General features: G+C 60.5%; 17 protein-coding genes. 8 read left to right on the top strand and 9 right to left on the bottom strand.

The genetic code is table 11. The features are described from left to right. Positions 1-153 precede the first annotated feature (153 nt). The 3 genes from FHL16_RS20355 to FHL16_RS20345 all read right to left on the bottom strand — a co-directional run bounded on the left by FHL16_RS20355 (position 154) and on the right by FHL16_RS20345 (position 4580). A complete protein-coding gene (locus FHL16_RS20355; protein ID WP_010455430.1) occupies positions 154-1437 on the bottom strand; it encodes an NAD(P)/FAD-dependent oxidoreductase in 1284 nt (427 codons plus the stop codon). A gap of 52 nt (positions 1438-1489) precedes the next feature. Beyond that, positions 1490-2980: an aldehyde dehydrogenase gene (locus FHL16_RS20350; RefSeq protein ID WP_077749124.1), complete on the bottom strand. Its 1491-nt coding sequence runs from the start codon at positions 2978-2980 to the stop codon at positions 1490-1492. Positions 2981-3203: 223 nt separating this feature from the next. Next, positions 3204-4580: a glutamine synthetase family protein gene (locus tag FHL16_RS20345; RefSeq protein WP_010455434.1), complete on the bottom strand. Its 1377-nt coding sequence runs from the start codon at positions 4578-4580 to the stop codon at positions 3204-3206. A gap of 280 nt (positions 4581-4860) precedes the next feature. Here FHL16_RS20345 and FHL16_RS20340 point away from each other — a divergent pair, with 280 nt between their 5' ends. The 5 genes from FHL16_RS20340 to FHL16_RS20320 all read left to right on the top strand — a co-directional run bounded on the left by FHL16_RS20340 (position 4861) and on the right by FHL16_RS20320 (position 10211). Next, complete coding sequence (locus FHL16_RS20340; RefSeq protein ID WP_077749123.1) at positions 4861-5622, top strand: gamma-glutamyl-gamma-aminobutyrate hydrolase family protein; 762 nt, start codon at positions 4861-4863, stop codon at positions 5620-5622. A 349-nt stretch (positions 5623-5971) separates the two neighbouring features. Continuing rightward, the gene (gene potA, locus FHL16_RS20335; protein WP_077749122.1) at positions 5972-7114 is read left to right on the top strand and encodes a polyamine ABC transporter ATP-binding protein; all 1143 of its coding nucleotides are present in this window, start codon (positions 5972-5974) and stop codon (positions 7112-7114) included. 29 nt (positions 7115-7143) lie between these two features. Continuing rightward, complete coding sequence (locus FHL16_RS20330; RefSeq protein ID WP_177346242.1) at positions 7144-8025, top strand: ABC transporter permease subunit; 882 nt, start codon at positions 7144-7146, stop codon at positions 8023-8025. After that, positions 8022-8906: an ABC transporter permease subunit gene (locus FHL16_RS20325; RefSeq protein ID WP_077749120.1), complete on the top strand. Its 885-nt coding sequence runs from the start codon at positions 8022-8024 to the stop codon at positions 8904-8906. The genes FHL16_RS20330 and FHL16_RS20325 overlap by 4 nt, the downstream gene beginning before the upstream one ends. Positions 8907-9113: 207 nt before the next feature. Continuing rightward, the gene (locus tag FHL16_RS20320) at positions 9114-10211 is read left to right on the top strand and encodes a polyamine ABC transporter substrate-binding protein (protein WP_077749119.1); all 1098 of its coding nucleotides are present in this window, start codon (positions 9114-9116) and stop codon (positions 10209-10211) included. 152 nt (positions 10212-10363) lie between these two features. Here FHL16_RS20320 and thpR read toward each other — a convergent pair whose 3' ends face one another. Then, a complete protein-coding gene (gene thpR / locus FHL16_RS20315) occupies positions 10364-10903 on the bottom strand; it encodes an RNA 2',3'-cyclic phosphodiesterase (protein ID WP_077749118.1) in 540 nt (179 codons plus the stop codon). A gap of 60 nt (positions 10904-10963) precedes the next feature. Between thpR and FHL16_RS20310 the strand changes: the two genes are divergently transcribed. Next, positions 10964-11158 (top strand): hypothetical protein, encoded by a 195-nt coding sequence (locus FHL16_RS20310; protein WP_010455448.1) that lies wholly within the window; start codon positions 10964-10966, stop codon positions 11156-11158. Positions 11159-11172: 14 nt separating this feature from the next. Here FHL16_RS20310 and FHL16_RS20305 read toward each other — a convergent pair whose 3' ends face one another. Both FHL16_RS20305 and FHL16_RS20300 read right to left on the bottom strand, forming a co-directional pair. After that, positions 11173-11526: a DUF1428 domain-containing protein gene (locus FHL16_RS20305; RefSeq protein ID WP_010455450.1), complete on the bottom strand. Its 354-nt coding sequence runs from the start codon at positions 11524-11526 to the stop codon at positions 11173-11175. A gap of 16 nt (positions 11527-11542) precedes the next feature. Further along, positions 11543-12610, bottom strand: coding sequence for a hypothetical protein (locus FHL16_RS20300; protein WP_077749117.1), 1068 nt, complete (start codon positions 12608-12610; stop codon positions 11543-11545). Between the two features lie 422 nt (positions 12611-13032). Between FHL16_RS20300 and FHL16_RS20295 the strand changes: the two genes are divergently transcribed. Next, complete coding sequence (locus FHL16_RS20295) at positions 13033-13302, top strand: hypothetical protein (protein WP_010455456.1); 270 nt, start codon at positions 13033-13035, stop codon at positions 13300-13302. A 2-nt stretch (positions 13303-13304) separates the two neighbouring features. On the opposite strand, the gene FHL16_RS20290 is transcribed toward FHL16_RS20295, so the two are convergent. The 3 genes from FHL16_RS20290 to FHL16_RS20275 form a co-directional block, all read right to left on the bottom strand. Continuing rightward, complete coding sequence (locus FHL16_RS20290) at positions 13305-13937, bottom strand: Vgb family protein (protein WP_077749115.1); 633 nt, start codon at positions 13935-13937, stop codon at positions 13305-13307. A gap of 35 nt (positions 13938-13972) precedes the next feature. Beyond that, complete coding sequence (locus tag FHL16_RS20285; RefSeq protein WP_077749114.1) at positions 13973-15193, bottom strand: helix-turn-helix domain-containing protein; 1221 nt, start codon at positions 15191-15193, stop codon at positions 13973-13975. Positions 15194-15382: 189 nt separating this feature from the next. Continuing rightward, positions 15383-16213: an AraC family transcriptional regulator gene (locus FHL16_RS20275; protein ID WP_077749113.1), complete on the bottom strand. Its 831-nt coding sequence runs from the start codon at positions 16211-16213 to the stop codon at positions 15383-15385. 136 nt (positions 16214-16349) lie between these two features. On the opposite strand from FHL16_RS20275, the gene FHL16_RS20270 reads away from it, so the two are divergent. After that, positions 16350-16868: a carboxymuconolactone decarboxylase family protein gene (locus tag FHL16_RS20270; RefSeq protein WP_077749112.1), complete on the top strand. Its 519-nt coding sequence runs from the start codon at positions 16350-16352 to the stop codon at positions 16866-16868. The last annotated feature ends 3 nt before the right edge of the window (positions 16869-16871 follow it).

The raw sequence follows: 16871 nt of genomic DNA, 5'->3' as shown, positions 1-16871 counted from the left end.
CAGTTTGGGCCGGGCGTACACACATTCTGTGCACGCCACAGATCTCCTGTAGGAGTGAGCCTGCTCGCGATGGCGGGGTGTCTGGCGACGTCGATGTTGACTGTGCCGCCGTCTTCGCCAGCAAGCTTGGCTCCTACAGGGATTGCGTTGGGCTTAGATCCCGAACCGATCGCGCAACGCGTAATACGCGGCGCCCATGGCAGTGAGTGGCGCCTGGAAGGTGCGGCCGCCGAGCATCGGCATGTGCGGGAGCGAGGCGAACGCGTCGAAACGTTCGGCGTCGCCGCGGATCATTTCCGAGATCAGTTTGCCGGCCAGGTGCGAGCAGGTGACGCCATGGCCGCTGTAGCCTTGCATGTAGTAGGCGTTTTTCTCGATGCGGCCGAATTGCGGCATGCGTGACATGGTCAGCAGGAAGTTGCCGGTCCAGCGGTAGTCGATCTTCACGTCCTTCAGCTGTGGGAAGGTCTTGAGGATTTTCGGCTTGATCAGTTGCTCGATGTCGTCCGGTTCGCGGGCACCGTAGACCACGCCGCCACCGTACAGCAGGCGGTTGTCGGCGGTGAGGCGGTAGTAGTCCAGCAAGTAATTGCAGTCTTCGACGCAGTAGTTGTTTTTGATCAGGCTGCGCGCAACCTTTTCCGACAACGGTTCAGTGACGACGATTTGCGAACCGCATGGCATGCTTTTGCGCGTGACGCGGTTGTCGAGGTCTTGCGGCAGGTAGGCGTTACCGGCGATCAGCAGGTACTTGGCGCGTACGACGCCTTTGGCGGTGCGCACGGTGATCGGTTCGCCGTAGGTGATTTCCACCGCTGCCGATTGCTCGTAGATTTTGCCGCCCAGGCCGATGATGGCCGAGGCTTCGCCGAGGGCCAGGTTCAGCGGGTGGATGTGACCGCCCTGCATGTCGAGCAAGCCGCCGACGTAGTTGTCGCAACCGACTTCGCGCTTGATGTCCGTCGCGTCGAGCATGGTCAGGTTTTTGTTGCCGTAACGTTCCCAGCTGCTTTTCTGCTCGGCCAGGCCTTTGAGCTGCTTTTTGTTCAGCGCAGCGAAGATGCCGCCCGGCTTGTAGTCGCACTGGATGTCGTAGTGCTGTATGCGCTGACGAATGATGTCGGCGCCTTCGAAGATCATGCTGCCGAGGACTTCGGCGGTTTTGTCGCCGTAGCGTTCTTCGATGACATCGACGTCGCGGCTGTAGGAGTTGACCAGTTGGCCGCCATTGCGGCCGCTGGCGCCAAAACCGACCTTGGCGGCTTCGAGCACGGTCACGCTGTAGCCCGCTTCGCAGAGGAACAGGGCCGAGGACAGACCGGTGTAGCCGGCGCCAATGATGCAGACGTCGCAGTCCACGGCTTGTTCCAGGACGGGGAAGTCGCCGGTGAAGTTGCGGGTTGCGGCGTAGTAGCTATTTACATGAGTCTGTTTCATAGGTTTCTCCGATGGTCGCCGACACAAGCCGGCGGCCGCCGTTGTAGTAGTATTAGAGCTTGATCCAGGTCGCTTTGAGTTCGGTGTATTTGTCGAACGCGTGCAGCGATTTGTCCCGACCGTTACCCGACTGCTTGTACCCGCCGAACGGCGCGGTCATGTCGCCGCCGTCGTACTGGTTGACCCAGACACTGCCGGCGCGCAAGCCACGGGCGAAGGTGTGGGCCTTGCTGAGGTTGCTGGTCCACACGCCGGCGGCCAGGCCGAAGATGCTGTCGTTGGCGATCGCCAGGGCTTCTTCAGCGGTGTCGAAGGTGATCAGCGACAGCACCGGGCCGAAGATTTCTTCCCGGGCGATGGTCATGGCGTTGGTCACGCCGTCGAAAATCGCCGGTTCCACGTACAGGCCACCGGTGGCTTCGAGGGTGCGACTGCCGCCTGCGATCAGTTGCGCGCCCTGGTCTTTGCCGACCTGGATGTAGCGCAACACGTTGTCCAGTTGACGCTGATCGACGACCGCACCGACGGTGGTTTCCGGATCGAGTGCGTGCCCCGGTTTCCAGGCTTGCAGCGCTTCCACCAGCAGCGGAATGAACTGCTCGCGAATCGAACGTTCCACCAGCAAGCGCGAGCCGGCGGTGCAGACTTCGCCCTGGTTGAAGGCAATCGCACCGGCCGCCGCTTGTGCTGCCGCGCGCAAATCCGGCGCGTCGGCGAACACCACGTTCGGGCTCTTCCCCCCTGCTTCGAGCCAGACGCGTTTCATGTTGCTTTGCCCGGAATAGATCAGCAGTTGCTTGGCAATCGCGGTCGAGCCGGTGAAGGCCAGCACGTCGACGTCCATGTGCAACGCCAGCGCCTTGCCGACGGTATGACCGTAACCCGGCAGGACGTTGAACACGCCTTTGGGGATGCCAGCGTCCACTGCCAACTGGGCGATGCGGATGGCGGTCAGTGGCGACTTTTCCGAAGGCTTGAGGATGAACGAGTTGCCGGCCGCGAGCGCCGGGGCGAACTTCCAGCTGGCCATGATCAACGGGAAGTTCCACGGCACGATGGCGGCGACCACGCCCGCTGGCTCGCGGGTGATGAGGCCCAGTTGATCATGCGGCGTGGCGGCGACTTCGTCGTAGATTTTGTCGATGGCTTCGGCGCTCCAGCGGATCGCGTTGGCGGTCGCCGGGATGTCGATGTTCATCGAGTCGTTGATCGGCTTGCCCATGTCGAGGGTTTCGAGCAGGGCGAGTTCTTCCTGGTTGGCCAGGATCAGATCGGCGAAGCGGATCAGGATGCGCTTGCGCTCGGCCGGGGCGAGGTTGGCCCAGATACCGGATTCGAAGGTGCGGCGCGCGACGGCCACGGCTTCGTTGGCATCGGCTTCGTCGGTGCTGGCGACGTTGGTGAGGAAGCGACCGTCGACCGGGCTCATGCATTCAAAGGTGTCGCCGCTGAGTGCCGGGCGGTATTGGCCGTCGATGAATGCGCGGCCTTCGATAGTGAGGGACTGGGAGCGTTGTTCCCAGTCGCTGCGAGTGTTTGTCATGGTTGTGACTCGACGCAGAGGAATAAGAAGTCGTTGGAAGGTGGTGTATCAGGCGAATTGCATCGCTGACTGCGCGGCCGTCTTCGCGGGCAAGCCTCGCTCCTACAGGTATTGCAGCGTGCACGGCTTCTGCGCCAGGCACTTCTCCCTGTAGGAGCGAGGCTTGCCCGCGAAGAGGCCCTCACATTCAATATCGAAAGTAATTGCCCCACCGCTCAACCCATCAAACGGTATGCAGATACCAGTTGTACTCAAGATCGGAGATGGAGTTCTCGAACTCGGCCAACTCGCTTTCCTTGCACGCCACGAACACGTCGATGTACAGCGGGTCGATGTAACGGGCCATGACTTCGCTGTCGTCCAGCTCGCGCAATGCATCGCGCAGGTTGTTCGGCAGGCTCTGCTCGTTTTGCTCGTAGCTGTTGCCTTCCACCGGGGCGCCCGGCTCGATCTGGTTGGTCAGGCCGTGGTGAATACCGGCCAGCACCGACGCCATCAACAGATACGGGTTGGCATCGGCACCCGCCACGCGGTGTTCGATGCGCACCGAATCGGCGGAACCGGTCGGCACACGCACGGCAACGGTACGGTTGTCGATGCCCCAGCTCGGCGAATTCGGTACGTAGAACTGCGCGCCGAAACGGCGGTATGAGTTGACGTTCGGGCACAGGAAGGCCATCTGCGCCGGCAGGGTCTCGAGCACACCGCCGATCGCGTGTCGCAGCGCGGCGTTCTGCTCGGGATCCTCGCTGGCAAAGATGTTGTTGCCTTCTTTGTCGAGAATCGAAATGTGCACGTGCAAACCGTTGCCCGCCTGGCCCGGATACGGCTTGGCCATAAACGTGGTGTCCATCTCGTGGTCGTAGGCGATGTTCTTCACCAGACGCTTGAGCAACACCGCGTAGTCGCAGGCCTTTATAGGGTCGTTGACGTGATGCAGGTTCACTTCGAACTGCGCCGGGGCGCTTTCCTTGACGATGGCGTCGGCAGGAATGCCCTGCTCTTTCGCGCCTTCAAGGATGTCTTGCAGGCAGTCGACGTATTCATCCAGGTCGTCGATCAAATACACCTGGGTCGACACCGGACGCTTGCCCGAGACCGGCGAACGTGGCGATTGCGGGCGACCGTTCACGTTGTCCTGGTCGATCAGGTAGAACTCAAGTTCGAACGCCGCGCAGATGGTCAAGCCCATGTCGTCGAACTTGCGCACCACATTGGCCAGCACTTCACGCGGGTCAGCGAAGAACGCCTCGCCTTCCAGTTCGTGCATGGTCATCAGCAACTGCGCGGTTGGACGCTTCTGCCACGGCTCGATGCTCAGAGTGCCAGGGATGGGATAGCAGATTCGATCCGAGTCGCCGATGTCCAGACCCAGGCCGGTGCTTTCCACCGTAGAACCATTGATGTCCAGAGCAAACAGAGACGCCGGCAGGTTTATGCCTTTTTCGTAAACCTTATGAAGACTGGTGCGTTCGATGCGCTTGCCGCGCACCACACCGTTCATATCCGCAATCAGAAGGTCGACGTACAAAACCTCAGGATATTTCTTAAGGAATGCGTTTGCTTCGTTGAGTTGAACGGTACGCAGAGGGACCGACATGATGCACCTATTAGCTGTTAATTATTATGTTCACTACCTTGTTGCGAGCCCAGTCAACCCGAACGGCAAAGTGAAGTCAATAGCGAACACTTGGCCTCTCCACCTTTATTTTCGGGCCTTTTTGGGGGACGAGAGTGCCGTAACGGTCTTGAGCACCGCGTAAACCCTGAGGATCGGACGATCGGCGTTTAGAATTTTTTACATGAGAGTTGTTAATTAAAATCAACAAGGCTAAGCTCCGGAAAAGCTCGTTCAAGTGTGAAACTTCGAGGTGATAAAAATGGCATTCAAGCCATTGATCGGCGTTACAGCGTGCGTCAAACAGATTGGCCTGCACCCCTACCACATCAGCGGCGACAAGTACTTGCGTGCTGTCAGCGTTGCGGCTTTGGGGCTGCCCGTCGTTATTCCTTCCCTAGGCGAATTGACCGATATCGACGACCTGCTCGCGCAGCTCGACGGTCTGTTGCTGACCGGCTCGCCCTCGAATGTGGAACCCTTCCACTATCAAGGCCCGGACAGTGCCCCCGGCACGGATCACGATCCGGCGCGGGACGCCACCACCCTTCCTTTATTACGTGCAGCCATTGCGGCGGGCGTGCCGGTGCTCGGCATCTGCCGCGGCTTTCAGGAAATGAACGTGGCGTTCGGCGGCAGCCTGCACCAGAAGGTGCATGAACTGCCCGGCATGCTCGATCACCGGGAAGCGGACAGTCCCGAGCTGGCGGTGCAATACGCCCCGGCGCATACCGTGACGGTGCAACCGGGTGGCGTGTTCGAAGCGATGGAGTTGCCCGCCGAGTTCAGGGTCAATTCGATTCACAGTCAGGGTATTGATCGATTGGCGCCAGGCCTGCGCGCCGAAGCGGTGGCGCCGGACGGTTTGATCGAAGCCATTTCGGTGGAACACAGCCAGGCGTTTGCCGTCGGTGTGCAATGGCACCCGGAATGGCAGGTCCTGTCGAACCCGCCCTACTTGAGCATTTTCCAGGCGTTCGGTGATGCGTGCCGGCGACGGGCCGCGTTGCGTAAAACCCGCTGACTTAAAACAACCCTTTACTGCCCCCGCGAGTCAGGCGGGCGTGTCTTTGCGCGTCCGTGACTTGCGACAACAACACACTGCGATAACAACAAGTACTACCAGGCAGCCAGGACGGCGGCGCCGAACAAGCCCGATCGATGCGGATCAGGCGAGCGCAACCTCTTGTAGGAGCGAGGCTTGCCCGCGAAGGCGGAGTGTCAGTCGACATCATCGTTACCTGATACACCGACTTCGCGGGCAAGCCTCGCTCCTACAGGGTTCGTGCTCCGACTGAACCTGTCCGGGCTAGCAATCCACTCTTAAGTCAGGCCGCGTTGGCCCGACGACTGAAACCTGTTGGGAGTTTCACATGGCAAACGCCTCCAGCATCTACAGGAAGGCTCTTGAGGGTCACCAGGCACCGAAAAAGGTGCTGGTGAAAGTCGACCGCGTCACCAAGAAATTCGACGAAACCACCGCGGTGGATGATGTCTCGCTTGAGATCCATCAAGGCGAAATCTTCGCCCTGCTCGGTGGTTCCGGCTCCGGCAAATCGACCCTGCTGCGCATGCTCGCGGGCTTCGAGCGCCCGACCGAGGGACGGATTCTGCTCGACGGTGTCGACATCACCGACATGCCGCCGTATGAACGGCCGATCAACATGATGTTCCAGTCATACGCCTTGTTCCCACACATGACAGTGGCGCAGAACATTGCCTTCGGCCTCAAGCAGGACCGTTTGCCCGCCAGCGAAATCGACGCCCGCGTTGAAGAGATGCTGCGCCTGGTGCACATGACCCAGTACGCCAAACGCAAACCCCATCAATTGTCCGGCGGTCAGCGTCAGCGCGTGGCCCTCGCCCGCTCCCTGGCCAAGCGTCCGAAGCTGTTGCTGCTCGACGAACCGATGGGCGCCCTGGACAAGAAGCTGCGTTCGCAGATGCAACTGGAGCTGGTAGAAATCATCGAACGGGTCGGCGTGACCTGCGTGATGGTGACTCATGACCAGGAAGAGGCCATGACCATGGCTGAGCGCATCGCGATCATGCACCTGGGCTGGATCGCGCAGATCGGCAGTCCGGTCGACATTTATGAAGCACCGGTCAGCCGCATGGTCTGCGAGTTCATCGGCAACGTGAACGCCTTCGAAGGCACGGTGGTGGAAGACCTTGAAGGTCACGCGATCATTCATAGCCCGGACCTGGAACAGAAGATTTACGTCGGTCACGGCGTCAGCACCTCGGTGCAGGACAAGTCGATCACCTACGCGATCCGCCCGGAAAAAATGTTGGTCAGTACCCTCAAGCCGGACACTCGCTACAACTGGTCCGAAGGCAAGGTGCATGACATCGCCTACCTCGGCGGTCACTCGGTGTTTTACGTGGAATTGCCTGGCGGCAAAGTCGTGCAATCGTTCATGGCCAACGCCGAACGCCGTGGCGCGCGACCGACCTGGGACGACAAAGTCTACGTGTGGTGGGAAGACGACAGCGGCGTGGTACTGCGCTCATGAAAACACTCAATCAGCGGTTCATGCGGCTGATGCCGAGTGGTCGAAAGCTCGTCATCGGGATTCCTTTCCTGTGGCTGTGCCTGTTTTTCCTGTTGCCGTTCTTCCTGGTGATGAAGATCAGCTTCTCGGAAGCGGCCCTGGCCATTCCTCCTTACTCCGAGATCTACACCTTCGCCGAGCAGAAATTCCAGCTGCTGCTGAACCTCGGCAACTACTCGCTGCTGACTCAGGATGAGCTGTACATCTCGGCCTACTTCGGCTCGTTGAAGGTCGCGTTTTTCAGCACATTGATGTGTCTGGTGATCGGTTTTCCGATGGCCTACGCGATCACCAAGGCCAACAAGGAAACGCAAAACGTTTTGCTGCTGCTGATCATGATGCCGACCTGGACCGCGATCCTGATCCGCGTGTATGCGTGGATGGGCATCCTGAGCAACAACGGTTTGCTCAACGGTTTTTTGATGTGGACCGGGCTGACCGATCACCCGATCGAGATCCTCAACACCAACACGGCCGTGTATATCGGTGTGGTTTACGCCTACTTGCCGTTCATGGTGCTGCCGCTGTACGCCAACCTGGTCAAGCACGATCAAAGCTTGCTGGAAGCGGCGTCGGATCTGGGTTCGAGCAACTTCAACAACTTCTGGAAAATCACCGTGCCGCTGGCCAAGAACGGGATCATTGCCGGTTGCATGCTGGTGTTCATTCCGGTGGTCGGTGAGTTCGTGATTCCGGAGCTGCTGGGCGGCCCTGAGACGCTGATGATCGGTCGCGTGCTGTGGCAAGAGTTCTTCAATAACCGCGACTGGCCGGTGGCGTCTGCCCTGGCGGTGGTGATGCTGTTGATCCTGATTGTGCCGATTCTGCTGTTCAACCGCAGCCAGGCCAAAGAGATGGAGGCACGGGGATGAAACGCTTCGGATTTTCAAAGTTCATGCTGATTTTCGGCCTGTCGTTTATCTACTTGCCGATGCTGATTCTGGTGATCTACTCGTTCAACGCTTCCAAACTGGTGACGGTCTGGGGCGGCTGGTCGTTCAAGTGGTACGCCGGTCTGCTCGACAACACGCAACTGATGGGCTCGGTGGTGCGCTCGCTGGAAATCGCCTGCTACACGGCGATTGCGGCGGTAGCGCTGGGGACGTTGGCGGCATTCGTGCTGACTCGCGTGACGCGCTTCAAGGGTCGCACCTTGTTTGGCGGTTTGGTGACCGCGCCGCTGGTGATGCCGGAAGTCATCACCGGCCTGTCGCTGTTGCTGCTGTTCGTGGCGATGGCGCAGTTGATCGGCTGGCCGATGGAGCGTGGCATCGTCACCATCTGGATCGCCCACACCACGTTCTGTGCGGCGTACGTCGCGGTGGTGGTCTCGGCGCGTTTGCGTGAGCTGGATTTGTCCATCGAAGAAGCGGCGATGGACCTTGGGGCGAAGCCGTTCAAGGTGTTTTTCCTGATCACCATTCCGATGATCGCGCCGTCACTGGCGGCCGGCGGCATGATGTCGTTTGCCCTGTCGCTGGATGACTTGGTGTTGGCGAGTTTCGTCTCGGGGCCGGGTTCGACGACCTTGCCGATGGAAGTGTTCTCGGCGGTGCGTCTGGGAGTGAAGCCTGAGATCAACGCCGTGGCGAGTTTGATTCTGTTGGCCGTATCGATCGTGACCTTCATGGTCTGGTACTTCAGCCGCCGTGCCGAAGCCACCCGCAAACGTGCGATCCAGGAAGCGATGGAGCAGACCGCGAGCGAATCGTGGCAGCAACCTGAAAAGCGAATGGTGGAAGCGGCGGTTTAGGTTGTTGAGTTAACTGTGGCGAGGGAGCTTGCTCGCGCTTGAGTGCGCAGCACTCACAAGATTGGCAGGGTTGCCAGAATTCTTGGGGCCGCTTCGCAGCCCAGCGGGAGCAAGCTCCCTCGCCACAGGTTGTGTATTGCCCCACAGGTTTTGTGTTTACCGCATTTTTGCTTTGTGTCACTGAATAAAAAGAATGGAGTTGTACCGATGAAAATGTTTGGCAGGACTCTGCTGACACTGTCCTTAGTGGGCGCGATTGCCACCGTTGCCCAGGCCAATGACAAGGTTCTGCGCGTCTACAACTGGTCGGATTACATCGCCCCGGACACCGTCAGGAAGTTCGAAGACGAGACCGGCATCCGCGTGACCTACGATGTGTTCGACAGCAATGAAACCCTTGAAGCCCGTCTGCTCGCCGGTAAGTCCGGCTACGACATCGTGGTGCCGTCCAACAGTTTCCTGGCCAAGCAGATCAAGGCCGGGGTCTATCAGGAACTCGACAAGTCGAAGCTGTCGAACTGGAAAAACCTCAACCCGGTGCTACTGAAAAACGCGTCCGCCAGTGACCCGGATAACGGCCACGCTTTCCCGTACATGTGGGGTTCGATCGGCATTGGCTTCAACCCGGCCAAGGTCAAGGAAGTGCTCGGCGCCAATGCACCGACCAACTCCTGGGACTTGCTGTTCAAACCGGAAAACGCGGAAAAACTGAAAGCGTGCGGCATCAGCTTCCTCGACTCGCCTACCGAGATGCTCCCGGCGGCCCTGCACTACCTGGGTTATCCGGTGAACTCCCAGGACAAGGCTCAGATCGCCGAAGCCGAAGCGCTGTTCATGAAAATTCGGCCGTCGGTGGCCTATTTCCATTCGTCGAAATACATCTCCGACCTGGCCAACGGCAACATCTGCGTCGCGGTCGGTTACTCCGGGGACGTGCTGCAAGCCAAGGCGCGCGCCCAGGAAGCGGGCGACAAAGTGAAGATCGATTACAGCATTCCGAAAGAAGGGGCCGGCAGCTTCTACGACATGGTCGCGATCCCCAAGGACGCGGCGAACGTGGAGAACGCCTACCTGTTCATGAACTTCCTGATGCGCCCGGACATCATCGCCGAGATCACCAACAACATCGGCTACAGCAATGCCAATGCGGCGGCCACACCGTTGGTGGACGAGGCCATCCGGGATGATCCGGGGTCGTATCCGCCGCAAGCGGTCATGGCGACGCTGTATGCGATTCCGGATATGCCGATCGGCGTTCAGCGCGTGATGACTCGGGGCTGGACGCGGGTGAAACTCGGGAAATAGTCGCTCAATGATCGTTCCCACGCGTGGGAACGATCACTGTCAAAGTTTCCGTTCACGCAGCGCCTTACCACCGCTGCATCCTCTCTGACGAACGGCCTCACCTGGCTTCCTCGGTTAAGGTGAACTTAGGCGCCCTCCTCGGGCGCCTTTTTTTATGCAAGGGCCAGCGGCCATTCCGCCAGCGCCCGATACCGCCCCTTATGGGATTCAAACAAGACAAAGCGATCAGCCCGCAGGAAAAATTCGGGCGGCGTCGCGGACTCAGGCACCGGCATTCGATAATCACGCATCAACGTCAGGTGCGGCCGAAACGCCTTCGGCGTCTCTTCAACGCCAAACGGCAACATCGCCTGTTCCAGCGCATACACCAGACGCAACAACTCCGGCGGTGCCTGCTCCGGCGCCAGGACCAACACCCCTGCCCTGCGCCAGACCTCCATTCGATCCAGCGCCAACCTCAGCGGTATACCCGGTATGTGGACCTTCCCGGCCGCCGTACAGATCTCGCCAATCTGCGCCACGCCGACAGCCCCCAAAAACAACAATGTCAGGTGAAAGTTTTCCGCCGGCACCGGACGCCCGCTGCGCAGCTCAAGGGCGCTGCGCCATTGAGCAATGGCCTTGCGCTGCTGCGGCGGGCAATTGAGTGCGAAAAACAGCCGCTTGAACGGTTCACGGGATTCGTCAGTCATGCCTGGCAGCTCCTGACATGCACGTTATAGTTGAACCAACCGAATCAACGGGAGGGGGCCATGCGACAGATCATCAGCAAAGAGCCATGGTGGGCAATGCCACCGAAACCGGGGCAGGATGAGTCCGAGCTGGAATGGGGCTGGCTGGTTCACTATAGCGAAGGTGAGCCGCGCTTCGAATTCGTCAGGGAGCGGCCGACGGACAGCGAGATCCGCAACCGCAAAAGCTGCAGGATCACCCCGTCGCCGGAGTGATCCTTTCGACGGGATCAGGCCTTCACGATCATTTCAAAACCACCAAAGACCAGGCGCTGGCCATCGAAGGGCATCGGATTGACGTCCGGCTGCATCCGCGGATCGTTCATCATTTTGTCCATGCCCGCGTTACGGGTGGCCTTGTCCGGCCAGATGATCCAGCTGAACACCACGGTTTCGTCCTCCTTGAGTTTCACCGCCATGGGAAACGAGGTTACTTTGCCGTCCGGCACGTCGTCGCCCCAGCATTCAGCGACGCTGAGCGCGCCACATTCCTTGAAAATAACGGCGGCGGTTTCGGCGTGTTTCTTGAATTTTTCGCGGTTGGCGGTGGGCACGGCAGCGAGGAAGCCATCAACGTAGGACATGGCGTTTCTCCTTCGGTTATGGAACGGTCTGCTGGGTAGTCGATTCTGTCGGGCTCCAATCGACAGCGCCGCCGCCCGAACTGACCGACGGTACGTCAGCGCTCTCCGCCAGGTTGCCCTCGATCTGCGCCGCCATGTACAGCGTCCCCGCCATGACGCCGGAGGTCGGGTTCTGCACCAGTTTCATCCAGGCCTTGTCGAACGTATTGCCCAGGCTGGCGCGAATCAGCGCTTCGCTGTCCGGCCGGTCATTGGCCTGAATAATCGCCCGAATGCCAGCTACCCCCACCGAAATCAGGGCGCCGGCCAGTTTCCCGGCTGCTGCGGCCACCGCACTGGCCGCGCCTCGCGGGGCCATTTCGGCCTCCATCCGTTGACTGGCGCGCTTGGCCACCGGCGCCATGGCGGTGTCGGTCGAATCAACGCCTTTGTCGCCCCCCGCCTTGTGGATTTTCTCGATCAACGCCGCGTAGGCCGGCAACGAATTCAGCGGTTGGGTGTGCACGACCTGATACAGCGACGCATCACGCGCGGGCGGTGGCCCGAGTGCTATCGCGGGGATTTTCTGGATGCGGCCGTTGAGCTGGCCCATCGGCACGCCGTGGCGCTGGGAGATTCGCTGCAGTTCCTCCTGAAGAATGTCCACGTAGAAGGCCGTCGCCAAGCCAAGAATCGCGTCGGGATCGATCTCTACCGCGACCGGCGCCAGCACGCGTTTCTGGTATTGCTCCAGCAGGTAGGCCGCCAGGCGCTTGGCCGAGGCATCCTGCTCACCCTTGGCACTGAGGCTGTACCAGCTGACCTTCACCGATAGCCATTCCTGGGTCCAGTAACTGCTGAACCAGGGAATGAAGTTCTCTTCGGTCAGTTGGTAGACCCGCGTGCGCCAGTAATCCATGGCACCCCGGGCATAGATTTTGGTCTGCTCGGTCGCGGACTGCGACGCGGCGACAATCTCCTGGTCCACCTGCCGCCAGGTGCTTTGCGACACCACCACGACCGGCGCCACCACCGGGGCACGCACAGGCGTGGCGCATCCCGCCAACACCACCATCACGGGGACGATCAGCGAACGCAGGTTCAAGATCGCGGTTCCTACAGTGTTCCCCGGACGGTATGTCCGGTGTTCAAAGGACTGTTTATTTGAGTATAGGTGGCGGGGTTTGTTCGCTTGGAGCTGGTGGTGTTTTCCAGGGCCTCATCGCGAGCAGGCTCGCTCCCACAGTGGTCTGTGGTGAAACACAGGCTTACGAACGACGCCAATCCCTGTGGGAGCGCGCCTGCTCGCGATGGGGCCCTGAAGATCACCATCAACGGTGTCGATACTCACCATCGCGACGATTGCCTTCCGCTAAAAAACCGCCAGGCGCAGGATCAACCCATCCCAAGGCAAAAGCCCACACCGGAGGGGAAAATCATGTTGATCCATCTGCTGACCTGCCTGGCCCTGACGGCCGTTACGCTGACTGTCTTTTCCTACATCGTCCTCGCCAAGGAGCGCAGATCATGATCCACGCCATTACCCTTTGCGTAAGCTTCCCGGTGTTCGGCAACAACTTCTATTCGCAGCCATTCGTCTCTCGCAAAGAGCTGTCACTGGTGTTCGACAAAAACTTCGAGGCATTGCTGATACCGGCAGCCGCGAACCACTTCAACAATGAAGTGGTCGGGCTCAACGATCAATTCCGGTTCCTCAATGACGTGTTGGTTGAACACCTGCTGGAGATCGAATTGGCCCAGAGCGCGCCTCGGTCTTCGCGTCAATTCACGTTTTAGGATCAGGCGGGCCGACGAACGGTCCTCACCTTGCCACTATTGCCTCCGCCGCAAAAAAATCGGTCCGCACCGTCGGACTCAAGCCCCGACACGCCGACGCCGGTTGGTAGCGTGAGGCTTTCCAGCACCTCGCCGGTGTTCGGGTCTACTCGCCGCAATTCACCTTCCTCACCTTCCCAAGTGCCGTGCCAGAGCGCGCCTTCCACCCAGGTCACCCCGGTGACGAAACGGTTGGACTCGATCGTGCGAAGAATCTTGCCGGTGTCGGGGTCGATTTGATGGATCTTGCGTTCGCGATACTGGCCCACCCAAAGCGTGCCTTCAGCCCAGGCGAGCCCTGAGTCGCCCCCACCGCCGGGCGCCGGAATGGTGCCGAGTACACGACCATTCGAAGGATCTATCTTCTGGATGCGATCCTCGGCGATCTGGTACAGGTGCCGGCCGTCAAAGGCTGTTCCGGCATGCGCGGCGACATCGATGGAACGAGGCGTCTTACCGCTTACAGGGTCGAGGGCGTTGAGTTTTTCTCCGGAGGCGAACCAGACGTGCTCGCCGTCAAAAGAAACGCCATGCACGGCGTCGACGCCCGGAAAAGGTCCGTATTCGTGAATGATCTCGGCAGATGATTGCTTCATGGTTGCATCCTCTTCATTGGGTGGTGAGATGGATCCTAGTCACCCGGCACCCAAGCTGTGAGTAACAAAGTCGTCGCGAATCCAGACAGCGGCGGCGTCATCCAGCGCCGGGCGCGCCCGCGACCAAACGATTGCACTTTGCCGGCGGTTGCCAGCGAATCGAGGGCCCGTTGCACCGTGCGTTGACTGGCCTTCAGCGCCAGGGCCAGCGCCGAACTCGACCACGATTCGCCGTCGGCCAGGAAGGCCAGCAGCGCCGCCTGCGGCTCTTCGACGGGCCACGCCAGCACCACAACGTCATCAGCACTCTCTGGTTGCAGCGCAAACCCGCGTTTCGTCGCACTGATACCGGCCAGGGGTTTCAGCGCTTTGCGAAGCCGACCGATTTCGACGCGCAGTCTGGCGCGATGGGATTCATCGGTGAGCTTCTGGCGAAAGGCCTGGGTGATCAGTGTTTCCCGCGCCACATCCTCGGGCCAGGCTTCGGCCAACGCCCGCACGAGGGTGAACAACACCGGTCGTTTGGCCAGGGACACCGACATCCCCGCGCCGCGCACGCCGTATCGGCACGCGTCGACGACCAGAGACGGTGAACTCAGCAATGCTTCCACCTCATCCAGCCGCAGGGGGCGTTCTTCACCCCGGGCAATCAGTCGCGCAGCGGGCGTGTCGAGGACTTGAGCGGCGTGTTCAACCTCGGCGGTGAGCGCGGGAATACCGGCGTCTGAGGCCGCACGTTCGGCCCTTTCGAGCGCAGACCGCGCCCTTCTTGTTTCGAGTCGCCGCACGGCGATCCCGGCCACCACTAATTCATGAACGACGCGCAATGCCGGCGGCAGCGGTGCGGGGTCGAGCTCGGCGAGCAAACGGTCGACCTCATCCAGACGCCCGATCAACAACAAACGCCGAACCTGCAAATACCGCGCATGGGCCGCATTCGCGCCATCGCCATGCGCCTGCAAGGTCACTCGCGCCGCTTCGAGCGCCTTCACCGGCCAGCCGAGATCCCGTGAAGCCAGGGCGATTTCGGCCTCGGCGACCACGCACCGCGCCCGGGCCACAGGCGCTTTCGGACCGAAGGCACGTGCGGCGCTGCGCACCAACGCCTTGGCCCGGACCAGATCGCCCAATTGCGCCATGGCGATGCCGCGAAGCGCCAGCGCAGGGGCATCGTCGCGCAAGGCAACCCGGTTCAGCGCACCGAGGGGATCGCCCGCCGCGAGTGCGTGCGCTGCGGCGGTGATCAGTGAGTCCATTTGAATTGCGCCACAGGTGTCACTCCCACGGTTCGGTGCCCGTAGATGAGTCTATCTCACGCCCACCCAACCTGTGGGAGCGAGCCTGCTCGCGAAAGCGGTGGGTCAGGCGCTATCGATGTTGGATGTGCCGACCTCTTCGCGAGCAGGCTCGCTCCTACAGGGAATGTGCTTGATCGACGAGGGTGGTCACCGCGGGCGTTTGGCGTCTTGCAACCACTCGCGCGGGCTGGCACCGGTTTTACGACGAAACGCCCGGGCCAGCGCCGAGGGGCTTTCGTAGCCGACTTCATCGGCGATCAGCGCGATGGACTTGCCCTCACGCAAACGTTTCTGCGCCAGGCTGATCCGCCAGCTCACCAGATAGTCAACCGGCGTCTGCCCCACCACCGAGCGAAAGTAGTCGGCGAAACTGGCCCGGGACATATTGGCCGCCGCCGACAGTTCGGCCACGGTCCAGGCCTTGCCGGGCGCGTCGTGCATCAGGCTCAAGGGGCGCGCCAGGCGTGGGTCGGCGAGACCGGCCATCATCCCGGGCGTCTGGTCACGGCTGGTCAGGATGTGCCGCAACAACTGAATCACCAGCAGTTCGAACAGCCGATCCATCATCGCTTCGCGACCACAAATGCCGCCAAACGCCTCGCTGAACAGCCAGTCCAGCGTGCCAGCCAGGGTCGGGATGCTGTCGAGTTTGAGCACCAGGTATTCAGGCAGCGCGGCCGCCAGGGCGTTGCCCGCCCCACCGTCGAACTCCAGAGAGGCGCACACCAATTGAGTGCCTGACGCTTCGCTGGCGAACAAGCGGTGACGATAAGGTCGCGGAAAAAAAATCAGCGTCGGTTCATTGAGCTGCAGGACTCGCTCATCAGCCAGTTTGAGCGTCAGTTCGCCAGCCTGAAGCAAATGCAGGTGCCCGGTGGCCTGTTCGCCATCGAAGGACGTGACGCCGCAAAAATCGCCACTGTGGAAAGTGCCGGCACTGACACCGAAATGCGTGAGCAAGGTGGACAAGCGATCCATGGAACGACTCCCCGGGGAACATATCTGGACGATCTGTCGCATATCCTCGACGATTTGCACCCTCAACGCCAGCGCAGATCCATAGCATGGACCCCGTACCCAGCGCATACCGCGCTTGAATCGACGGAGTCTCAACATGAGCCGCATCGCCCCCCTGAACCTTGAACACGCCACCGACACCACTCGCCCGCTGCTGGAAGGCGTGCAGAAAAAAATCGGCTTCTTGCCCAACGTCTTCAAGACGCTGGCCCATGCCCCCGCCGTCCTGTCGGCCTATCTGCAACAGTCGGTGGCCCTGGGCAAAACATCCCTGAGCGCCCCTGAAAAAGAAGCCATCTTCCTGGCCACTTCGCAGGTCAACGGTTGCGACTACTGCCTGGCGGCGCACACCGTGTTTGCCGGCAAGGCCGGGCTGTCCGCGCAAGACATCGTCAGTGCTCGACACGGCCAACTCAACGCATTTGCCACGCTGGCCCGGCAAATTACCGAAAGTCGCGGCCACCTGAGTAACGAGCAGATTGAAGCGGCGCGTGCAGCCGGCATCACCGATGCCAAGATCATCGAGGTGGTCGCCCACATTGCCTCGCAGACGCTGACCAATTACCTCAACAACCTGGCCCTGACCGACATCGACTTCCCTGCCATCGATGCTTGAGGC

The organism is Pseudomonas sp. FSL W5-0299 (assembly GCF_005930655.1).
Lineage (GTDB): Bacteria > Pseudomonadota > Gammaproteobacteria > Pseudomonadales > Pseudomonadaceae > Aquipseudomonas > Aquipseudomonas mandelii.
Note: the sequence above shows the minus strand (reverse complement) of the source record. Positions and strands in the feature narration are given on the sequence as shown.